The organism is Leptotrichia trevisanii DSM 22070 (genome assembly GCF_000482505.1).
GTDB lineage: Bacteria > Fusobacteriota > Fusobacteriia > Fusobacteriales > Leptotrichiaceae > Leptotrichia > Leptotrichia trevisanii.
In genome coordinates this window covers 33,890-44,063 of the sequence record NZ_KI519449.1, presented here as the reverse complement: position 1 = coordinate 44,063, position 10,174 = coordinate 33,890, and the positions used below count along the sequence as shown (strand labels likewise).

Below are 10,174 nucleotides of genomic sequence, written 5' to 3'. Positions count from 1 at the left end.
GCTAGCTCTGCTAAAATGGAAAAACGTGGTTCAAAAGCGCTCAGATACGCTTTATACAATGCTGCAAGACTAACCAGTATCTACTGCCCTGTATTTAAGGAACATCTTGCCAGAAAACGTTCTCAAGGTAAACATTTTAATGTTGCCATATCTCACGTTGTTAAAAAATTAGTCAGAGTTATTTACCATTTACAAACTAAAAACGAACTTTTTAAAAATATCATTAATTAATCATTTGAATAATTTAAATTATTAAATTATCTATTTTGTTATGCAAAAATTTACATAAATTCTTCAAAAAAAATTTTTTGTTTTTTTTTGAAAAAAAACTTGACATTATATAGTTAGTCTTTTTGCTAATTTTATTAATTTTCCGCTTAAATTCTACTCTCCTAAATAAGCCGCAATAACTTCCTTATTATTCTGAATTTCATCAGGCAGTCCAGAAGCAATAATTTTTCCAAAATTTAGCACATAAAGCCTTTCACAAATTCCCATTACCAAGTCCATATCATGCTCAATTAACAGGATTGCAATTTTAAATTTATTTCTTATAAAGCTGATTGTGTTCATTAATTCTTTAGTTTCATTCGGATTCATTCCTGCTGCTGGTTCATCCAATAGCAATAATTTGGGATTTGTTGCCAAAGCCCTTGCTATTTCCAATTTTCTCTGCTGTCCATAAGACAAGTTTCCAGCTGTAATATTTTCCATTTCAGCCATATCAAAAATATCCAGTAAATCAAGTGCCTTATCTGTTATTTCTTTTTCTTCCTTCCAAAATCTGGGAAGCCTAAAAATCGCTTCAAAAGTGTTATATTTCATACTGCTGTTAAGTGCCATCTTTACATTGTCAAGCACCGTTAATTCCTTAAACAGCCTTATATTCTGAAAAGTTCTGGCAACTCCCAAAGCAACTATTTGTGGAGTAGTTTTTTTATTTATACTAATCTGATTTATAGAAATATCCCCATCAGTAGGCTTGTAAACACCTGTCAGCAAGTTAAATATTGTCGTTTTCCCAGCTCCATTTGGCCCAATCAGTCCAATCAGCTCACCTTCCTTAATTTCAATATTAACATCGTCAACAGCTCTTAATCCACCAAAAGATATTCCCAAATCTGTCGTTTTTAATAATGACATATTTTTATCTCCTATTTTACTTCATTTTTATATTTATCAAAAATATTTAATTTTAACTTTCACTTTTCTCATTCTTATTATTTCTATAATTTCTAATCCGGTTAATTCTTCTCTTTGTCCCCGCAAATGTAAATTCCTTAGTTCCAAAAATTCCTTTTGGACGGAAAATCATTAACGAAATCAATATAATCGCATAAACCAAGTATCTAAACTGTGAAACATCTCTCAATCTTTCATTCAGCAAAGTCAAAATTGTCGCAGCAACAATCGCTCCCGTGATACTTCCAAGTCCACCAAGCACCACCATAACAAGAATTTCTATTGAGAATAAAAATCCAAATTTATCAGGCGTCAAAATTCCGATATTATGAGCAAACAGTGATCCTCCAACTCCAGCAAAGAATGCTGAAAAGGCAAATCCATAAAGTTTTACACGATTTAACCCAATTCCAATATTTTCTGCAGCAATTTCATCTTCTCTAATTGATAAAATTTCTTTTCCTTTTCGAGAAGTCATTGCCATTGTGATTATAATAATTGAAATAACTACGATGAAATATGTGTTTGAGAAATCCAAGATTGTTGGGATATTGTTAAGTCCAGTCGCTCCTCCCAAGAAGTCCAGATTTTGAATAATATATTTTATAATTTCTCCAAAGGCAAGTGTAATAATCGCTAGATAATCCCCTCTTAACCTAAGCGTGCTCCCACCAACAAAAAATCCAAACACAGCTGCAACCAGTCCACCAAATAATGACACAAGAACTAACTGTAAAAATGGCGGCAAATTATAGTTTACCAGTATCTTTGAAATAAATGCCGCTGAATATCCACCAATTGCAATAAATCCAGCCTGTCCTAAATTAAGCTGTCCCATAAGTCCGACTGTTATATTCAGACTTACTGCAAATAAAACGAAAATCAAGATATTTATATAAATTCCCTTTGTATAACTGAAAGCATCATTTGGATCAAAAGTAAAACTCAAAACGATATAAAGTGCAATTATCGAAATAAATGTAACTACATAATTTTTTACATTCAATTTATTAAAATAATTTAAGTTTTGCCATTTATATTCTTTTGTTTCTTTATCATTTTTATTATTTTCATTTTGTTTTTTTTCTGTTTTATTTACATCTTCTGTTTTTATATCTTTATTATTTTTTCCCATTTTCCCATTTTCCTCCTTTCCAATTATACTTTTTCCTTCATATTCTTTCCAAACAGTCCATTTGGTTTAAAAATCAATATTAATATTAACACACCAAATACAATGGGATTTGCCCAAGTTGTAAGTGATGATCCTTTCACATACGCCTCAAGAAGTCCCAAGACATATCCACCAACCATAGCTCCCGGAATACTTCCAATTCCACCAAATACAGCTGCAATAAACGCCTTCAGTCCTGGCAGCATTCCCATATAGGGCTCAATTTGCGGATAAACAATCGCATATAATGCTCCACCTAATGCACCAAGTCCGGATCCAATTGCAAATGTTATGGCAATAGTCCTGTTTACATTAATTCCCATAAGCTGTGCTGCTCCTGTATCCTGTGAAACCGCCCTTGTCGCTTTTCCCAGTTTTGTGTTTTTAATAAACAGGTTCAAGGCAATCATACAAATTGATGTAACTGCTATTACAAATATTGTAAGCATACTGATATGCAAAAATCCTAAACTGATTTTATTATTATTTGATAAAAATGCTGGTATATATTTCTGATCAATAACTTTTGGATTTGCACCAAATATTATAAGTGCCAGACTTTCCAATAAAAAGCTCATTCCAATTGCTGTTATAAGTGCTGAAATTTTAGGTGCATTTCTAATTGGACGGTATGCAAAAAAGTCGATTACAACTCCAAGAATAGCACACAAAACAATTGACAAAACAATAGCCACAATTAATGGCATCCCGTGTGACACGGCAATTAAAGTTGCATAAGCCCCCACCATAAGTATATCCCCATGTGCAAAATTTATTAATTTAACGATACCATAAACCATTGTATATCCCAACGCAATCAGGGCATAAATACTTCCAGTCTGCAGTCCGTTAATCGTTTGTTCAATAAAACTCTTTAACATATTTAAAAACTCCTCATACTTTTTACTTTAATACGCTTTATTTTTCATTCATATACTTAGGCAACTTTAAAATCATACTCTTCCCCTATAATTAAATATAATCTTAAAGTTGCTTACGTATATTTACCCAAATCAATTTTCTTCTTTCTAGATAAAAAAAGTTCCAGACTGTTAGAAGAAAGAAAACTTCTCCTAACAACCGAACTTTATAATAATTATTTTCAAATTATTTGTTTATTTATTTTTAGAATTTTTCTTTTAATGCAAGTTTTCCATCTTTTACTTCGATAAATGTAACTTTTTTCTCAGGATTTCTTTCTGCATCATATTTTAATGAACCTGTAACCAAAGTCCCATCAAATTTTTTGATTGCTTCTTTTATTGCATCTTTTGAAGATAAATCAGAAACACTTTTCAATGCAGTTTCCAAAATAGTTCCTGTGTCATATCCTAAAGCAGCAAAAATAATTGGATCCATTTTGTATTCATTTTTGTATGCAGTAATGAATTTTTGTACATTTTGATCAGGATCATCCGGTGCAAACTGACTTGCAAAAATTGCTCCATTTGCAACTTGCCCAAAGTTAGTCTGGATTCCATCCCATCCATCTCCACCTAAAAACTGAGCGTTTATTCCAAGCTCTTTTGCTTGTGTCAAAATAAGTCCAATTGTGTTGTAATAATCTGGTACAAAAATTACTTCAGAATTGTATCCCTTTACTTTTGTAAGCAATGCTCTAAAATCTTTGTCATCAGCAGTATATTGTTCTTCTTTTACTTGGATTCCTTCTTTTGCAGCTTGTTCCTTAAATGCGTTAGCAAGCCCGACAGAATAGTCGCTTCCTGTATTAGTTAAAACCGTAATATTTTTATAACCTTTTGCTTTTGAATATTTTGCAACGACAACTCCTTGATAAGGATCTGTAAATGTAGTTCTATAAACAAAATCTTTTCCCTTTGTGATGTCAAATGCAGTTCCAGTCGCTGTAATCATAGGAATTTTTGCCTGTTGTGCAAGTGGTGCAATTGCAAGAGATGGCCCAGATGTAACTTCTCCTACAAAAATATCAATTTTATCCTGTGAAACCATTTTTTTGAAGGCATTAATTGCTTCCTGCACATCACCTTTACTATCTGCTTCCACGATTTCAATTTTTTTACCATTAATTCCACCGGCAGCGTTTATTTCCTTTACTTTCAATTTAAATCCATTTATTGTACTTGTTCCATATTGTGCCACATTTCCAGTTAATGCTCCTATAACACCAACTTTTATAACATTTTTGTCCTTAGACGCCTTTGCTCCACAGCTCAGTACGAATAATGCCAATAATGAAACTAAAAATAATATTTTTTTCATCGTTATTTTCTCCTTCACTATTTTAGTCATTTGTAAAAGTCTAAAATTTCTAATGATTACAATGCTTTTACAGTTCTAATTTTTACTATTTTCTCCAGTATTTTTGCTATAAAATTTTAATATTTTAGATAAAAATACTGTATTTATTAAGTTTTTATATTATTACTTTTACAATCGCCTATATTTTATTTCTTTATAAATATTTTATTTAATTTTTTAAATTAAAATTTTTCTTTTAGTGTAAGTTTTCCACCTTTTACTTCAATAAATGTAACCGCTTTTTCAGGATTTCTATCAGCATCAAATTTTAACTTTCCAGTAATTAAATCAATGCCGCTAACAGCATTTATAGCTTCTTTTATAGATGTACCTGTTAAATCTTTTGCAGATTTTAATGCAGTTTCCAAAATTTCCACTGTATCATATCCAAGTGCAGCAAACATTATTGGTTCCTTGTTAAATTTAGCTTGATAGTCCTTCATAAATTTCTGAACATTTTCAGCCTTATCCTCTGGAGAAAATTGACTTGCAAAAATAGCACCTTCTGCAACTGCTCCAAAGTTAGTCTGAATTCCGTCCCATCCATCTCCACCAAAATATTGAGCAGTTATTCCCAAATCTTTTGCCTGAGAAATAATCAGTCCAATCGTATTGTAATAATCAGGTATGAAGATAGCCTGAGGATTTTGTCCTTTTACTTTTGTCAAAATCGCTTTAAAATCTTTATCATCATTTGTATATTTTTCTTCAGTAATTTTTATTCCATCTTTTTCAGCTTGTTCCTTAAATGCGTTAGCAATTCCTACAGAATAGTCATTTGAAGAATTTGTTAAAATTGCAATTGATTTTACACCTTTTGATTTTGCATATTTTGCAGTTGCAGTCCCTTGATAAGGATCTGTAAATGTAGTTCTAAATACAAAATCTTTTCCTTTTGTAACATCAAGACTTGTAGCAGTTGCCGAAATTAAAGGTACTTTTGCACTTTGAGCAAGCCCTGAAATAGCTTGTGAAGTAGATGACACAACTTCCCCAATTACAACATTCACTTTATCCTGTGAAACCATCTTCTTAAACGCATTCACCGATTCCTGAACATCACCTTTACTATCCGCAATAACAAGCTCGATTTTTTTCCCATTAATCCCACCTGCATTATTAATAGCCTCAACTTTCAGTTCAACACCTTCTTTTACAGCCGTTCCATACTGTGCATAATTCCCTGTAAGTGGTGCAATGACACCTATTTTTATAACATTGCTATCAGCAGCTTTTTTCCCACAGCTAATAATAAAAATGGTGACTAACAACATCATCAAAAATAATTTTTTCATATCCTTAACATCCTTTCCCTATTTTAAATACTCAAAGCATAGTCAAAACTAAAACATACTCAAACTTCTCAAAAATCAAACTATGCAAACCAAATAAAACAAAATTTAATTGAAATATTTTAAACTTTTAAGTTCGGTTTTAAAGTGATCTCACCATATTATATACCATAGTTTTTTATTGATTAAATACAGACTATAACTTTATTATATGTTTATTATTATACCATAAAAGGATAAAGAAATGAAATTTTTTTTGAAAAATTCCAAAAAAAAACTATCACAAACGTGATAGTAAAAAATATTTTAAATTAATAAATATTTATTTTTTTATATTCAATTTATAGATTATCTTATATTAGTTTCCTAAATTGAAGTCATAACCTACACCAAGAGTTACTCTCTTGTAGTCAGCATTGTATTTAGATTTAACACCTACAGGCCCTTCATATTCATATTTACCTTTGTTTTCTTTATACATAAGTTCTACGTTTACGTTGTTGTTGATATTAAGTCCTCCACCTACACCGTAGTATGCACCATTTTTAGCTTTGTATTTACCCAATCTTCCGTAATCGTGGTTTCCATTATTAAATGAATATCCTAAATCACCTTTAATGTAAGGTTTAACAACTGTTTGAGTGTCAAATGTATATTTAGCAGTTCCATATACAGGGAATGAATTATAATTTTTCAAGTTTTGTCCAGAAACTTTATCTTTTAAGTCTTTGTGGAATTGGAAAGCTGTACCTCCACCTAATTCTAATCCAGGAGTTACTTCATATCTGTATTCAGCACCAATTTCCCCTGAACTGTTTTTAACTTTTTGATTTTTAAAATTCTTTCCATAATGATATTTTCCACCAAAATCTATTCCACCTTTAGCTTCAATTTTTCCAGCATCTGCAAATGAAGCTGCTCCCAAAACTAAAAATAAACCAATTAATGTTTTTTTCATAATCAATCACCTTTCTTTTTCAGAAATCTCCTTCGATTTTTATTTTTTTATTTTAACATCCAAAAATGCTTCCATCTCTGATGTTACTTAATTATACCTCATAGTTCTTATAAATCAATTTTTATACATTTATATTTATCTTTGAGTAAAAAAATATTAATAAACAGCTCTAAATTCTATTCCATTTTTAAAGTCTTCTCCTGGTGTATTACATTGTGAATCTTCCATTTTATTTTCATAAACACAATAAAAATGGTTACCAATAAATTTTTAATGTATTGAAATAAATAGAAACAGATTAAGACAGGATAAAACTGCAAAGTACCATAAACAAAAGAAAAAAAGTGCAATTCAGCATAAACACTGATTTGCACTATATATCATATTTTTAGCTATTCTAATGGTGCCCACGCATAGTTATTCCGCTAAAAATGGATATTTGAAAGATAAAAGTTGTCAGTAAGTTGCCAGTAATATTCAGTTACTTTTTTAAAATTTTTTTTCATAAAAACTTCAAATTCTTACTATAATTTAAATTTTTTATAGTAAATCTATTTTAAAATTTTAAGTTATATTTTATTTCAAAATAAAAATAAAATTATTCTAAATTACAACGTAATTTCAAATATTTTAGTAAAAGACTAATTACAGATTTCTAAACAATAAACTTATGAAAATTTTAAAAATATATAAAAATATGTGATAAATATTACAAATTAATAATAAATATAAATAATTATAAAAGCATAAAAATAGATATAATAAAATTATTTTTTTGAATAAAAATCAATACAATGTATTTAAAATTTTATAATTATTTCTTGCGTTTGTCCTGTAGATTCTATTATTTAAATGAAAAAAATTTATAAATATGCTATAATTAAGAAAATATAAAATTTTATAATTATCAAATTAAGGAGGATTTTTATGTCAAAAAGACAAGTTTTTTTTAGTTTTCATTACACTAATGATAATTGGAGAGCAGGACAAATTCGTAATATGGGAAAAGTAGATGGAAGTTCTACTTTTTCAGATAATGATTGGGAGGAAGTAAAAGAAAAAACGGACAATAAAATTAAAAAATGGATTGACAAACAACTAAATCTACGTTCTTGTTTAGTTGTTTTAATAGGACAAAAAACCGCAAACAGAAAATGGATAAATTACGAAATTAAAAGAGCTTATGAATTGAACAAAGGAATTGTTGGTATTTATATTCATAAACTAGAAAACTCTTCAGGTATACAAGATAAAAAAGGAAATAATCCTTTTGATTATATTCCATTAAATAAAAATGATGAAAAACTTTCTAAATACGTCAAATGTTTTGATTCAATTTATCCTTTTAGTAAAGATGTATACAATGATATAAAAAATAACATTGAAAATTTAATTGAAGATTGCATTAAGAATAAACCTTCAACTTGGCAAAATTGATGAAAGAGGAAGAGAGAAATTCTCTTTTCCTTACTGTCTAATTATTGTATAATCAAAATTTTTTATTTCCTTTTTATTCTATTTATCTATTTGCTTTCTCAACTAATCTAAAAATTTAATTATTCTCTTCTTCTTAATTTTAATAGTAACATCATACTCCTCATATAATATATTTGTAGTTTTTTACATCCCTCTTCAAGAATCTTGTAATATACTATTATTATGATACTGTGGATTAGTTAGTCTTATTATTAAGTTTATTTATTATTTTTATTATTTCCTCAACATTAGTATCTCCGTCAAAAAATTTAGTAATATATTTCGTTTTTTCTTTACCTATTACACTATTAATCTTATCACTATTTTTAAAATATAATTCTTCAGCCATATAACCTGTAAATGCTAAAGGTATATTCACTATTTCATAAGATTCCGCAATAGCATATTCTTTTTCTACACCATCTGCGTTTAAAATTTTTTCCTTTTTTTTCTTATTTCCAAATATATAAATTGCAATTCCACATTGAGAAATCATTTCTTTCCTATATTTTTCCCAAGTATCTTTTAAATTTTTATTATCAATTGCACTTAATGGAAATGGCATTAATTTTAAACGATTTTCAATATTTATTTCTCTGTGATCATAACAATACTCAGTAATTCCATTTATGACATAAGTTCCTACTCCTAAGCCATATCCATTAACAATTTTATATCCATTTTTTACCAATTCAAATGATAATTTCCGAATGAAATCTTGAGCTTTTTTTTCATCCATTGGAATGTATTTTTCTGCACTACCTGAAATAAAAACTGTTTTTCTCCTATATTTATTTAACAATGTTCTTAATATATCTGTTATCTCACCATAATTATCAATTAAATATACTTTTATACCATATCTATTTAAATCATTTATTTGTAAATCTTGCTTTATCAAAGAGTACTCGTAATCTCTAATAGCAATTTTATATTTTTCTTGTTCACTATAGTCATCTCTATTTGGCTTAGAAATTTTTTTTAATATACAATAATGTGCTCTACTACTATCTCCTAATAATACTCGCATTTTACTTATCACAAAATTAAAATTTGGATCACTAAAACTAAATCCTAAAAATAAAAATGTTTTTGTTAACAAATTACCTTCTAAAACATCCCTAAATAATTTCCTGCTATTAATTCCGTATTCTTCGTAGTCATCTTTTGTTATTACAGCTTTAGCAGGACTATGAATATCTCCATGCATTTTATACACTATAGAATCATAATTCTTAAATGACAATTGTAAATCCTTATCACTTTTTCTAACAGATACTTTTTTATTATTATTTTTTAAAGCATCTTCAATTAAAGTATCGTAATTTGTCGTCCAATAAGTTGAGATTGGAAGTTGTGACAATAATTTATGATTTTCCGTTGGTTTCACATTTGTTGGAAATTTAGTTGTTAACAACTCATCAATTGCATTTCTTTTTTTAACATTACAATAAAACTGAGCTAACGAAATTAAATCATGACTTTCTCTTTCTATATCCAAGTCAATCTCTTTAGCTGCTTCAGATAGTAAATCTTGCCAAGAACAATACCCCGCATCAATTGAAAGCCCTGCTCCAGCAAAAATTGCTAATTCACCGCTCTCTAATGCTTGTTCAATAACTTTTATTAATTCTTTTTTCTTTAAAGTATTTCCCATTTTTTCCCTTTCTTATAATAAATTTTATAACTATCAATTTTATATTTTTAATACAAAAACAACCCTACTGCAACAATATATTCAATACCCCCATAAAGAAATTAGCCCAAAAATTACTTGTTTCTATCGGTTGTCCTCCCTTTTGTACCTCTCCC

The 10,174-nt window shown here is 28.8% G+C and carries 8 protein-coding genes and 1 pseudogene; 2 read left to right on the top strand and 7 right to left on the bottom strand.

The window, feature by feature from the left end; translation table 11 throughout:
• A pseudogene (locus tag K324_RS16180) lies at window positions 1–231 on the top strand (IS110 family transposase); the annotation flags it as partial.
• Between the two features lie 153 nt (window positions 232–384).
• Here the strand turns inward: K324_RS16180 and K324_RS0113630 are convergent.
• From K324_RS0113630 to K324_RS0113605, 6 genes are all read right to left on the bottom strand, one after another.
• Complete coding sequence (locus tag K324_RS0113630) at window positions 385–1,143, bottom strand: ABC transporter ATP-binding protein (protein ID WP_026749627.1); 759 nt, start codon at window positions 1,141–1,143, stop codon at window positions 385–387.
• 52 nt (window positions 1,144–1,195) lie between these two features.
• Window positions 1,196–2,317: a branched-chain amino acid ABC transporter permease gene (locus K324_RS0113625; RefSeq protein ID WP_026749626.1), complete on the bottom strand. Its 1,122-nt coding sequence runs from the start codon at window positions 2,315–2,317 to the stop codon at window positions 1,196–1,198.
• 23 nt (window positions 2,318–2,340) lie between these two features.
• A complete protein-coding gene (locus K324_RS0113620; RefSeq protein ID WP_026749625.1) occupies window positions 2,341–3,237 on the bottom strand; it encodes a branched-chain amino acid ABC transporter permease in 897 nt (298 codons plus the stop codon).
• A gap of 244 nt (window positions 3,238–3,481) precedes the next feature.
• The gene (locus K324_RS0113615) at window positions 3,482–4,597 is read right to left on the bottom strand and encodes an ABC transporter substrate-binding protein (protein ID WP_026749624.1); all 1,116 of its coding nucleotides are present in this window, start codon (window positions 4,595–4,597) and stop codon (window positions 3,482–3,484) included.
• 221 nt (window positions 4,598–4,818) lie between these two features.
• A complete protein-coding gene (locus K324_RS0113610; RefSeq protein ID WP_026749623.1) occupies window positions 4,819–5,931 on the bottom strand; it encodes an ABC transporter substrate-binding protein in 1,113 nt (370 codons plus the stop codon).
• Between the two features lie 355 nt (window positions 5,932–6,286).
• Window positions 6,287–6,886 carry a porin family protein gene (locus K324_RS0113605; protein WP_026749622.1) on the bottom strand — a complete coding sequence of 200 codons (600 nt, stop codon included), beginning with the start codon at window positions 6,884–6,886 and terminating at the stop codon, window positions 6,287–6,289.
• 927 nt (window positions 6,887–7,813) lie between these two features.
• On the opposite strand from K324_RS0113605, the gene K324_RS0113600 reads away from it, so the two are divergent.
• Window positions 7,814–8,323 (top strand): TIR domain-containing protein, encoded by a 510-nt coding sequence (locus K324_RS0113600; RefSeq protein WP_026749621.1) that lies wholly within the window; start codon window positions 7,814–7,816, stop codon window positions 8,321–8,323.
• A 235-nt stretch (window positions 8,324–8,558) separates the two neighbouring features.
• Here the strand turns inward: K324_RS0113600 and K324_RS0113595 are convergent, their stop codons facing one another.
• Window positions 8,559–10,019, bottom strand: a complete 1,461-nt coding sequence (locus tag K324_RS0113595; protein ID WP_026749620.1) for an SIR2 family protein — start codon at window positions 10,017–10,019, stop codon at window positions 8,559–8,561.
• Between the last annotated feature and the right edge of the window lie 155 nt (window positions 10,020–10,174).

What these genes read in the sequence shown, in the direction of transcription:
- K324_RS0113630 (WP_026749627.1), bottom strand. Translation starts at nt 1,143, where the DNA reads ATGTCATTATTAAAAACGACAGATTTGGGAATATCTTTTGGTGGATTA.
- K324_RS0113625 (WP_026749626.1), bottom strand. Translation starts at nt 2,317, where the DNA reads ATGGGAAAAAATAATAAAGATATAAAAACAGAAGATGTAAATAAAACA.
- K324_RS0113620 (WP_026749625.1), bottom strand. Translation starts at nt 3,237, where the DNA reads ATGTTAAAGAGTTTTATTGAACAAACGATTAACGGACTGCAGACTGGA.
- K324_RS0113615 (WP_026749624.1), bottom strand. Translation starts at nt 4,597, where the DNA reads ATGAAAAAAATATTATTTTTAGTTTCATTATTGGCATTATTCGTACTG.
- K324_RS0113610 (WP_026749623.1), bottom strand. Translation starts at nt 5,931, where the DNA reads ATGAAAAAATTATTTTTGATGATGTTGTTAGTCACCATTTTTATTATT.
- K324_RS0113605 (WP_026749622.1), bottom strand. Translation starts at nt 6,886, where the DNA reads ATGAAAAAAACATTAATTGGTTTATTTTTAGTTTTGGGAGCAGCTTCA.
- K324_RS0113600 (WP_026749621.1), top strand. Translation starts at nt 7,814, where the DNA reads ATGTCAAAAAGACAAGTTTTTTTTAGTTTTCATTACACTAATGATAAT.
- K324_RS0113595 (WP_026749620.1), bottom strand. Translation starts at nt 10,019, where the DNA reads ATGGGAAATACTTTAAAGAAAAAAGAATTAATAAAAGTTATTGAACAA.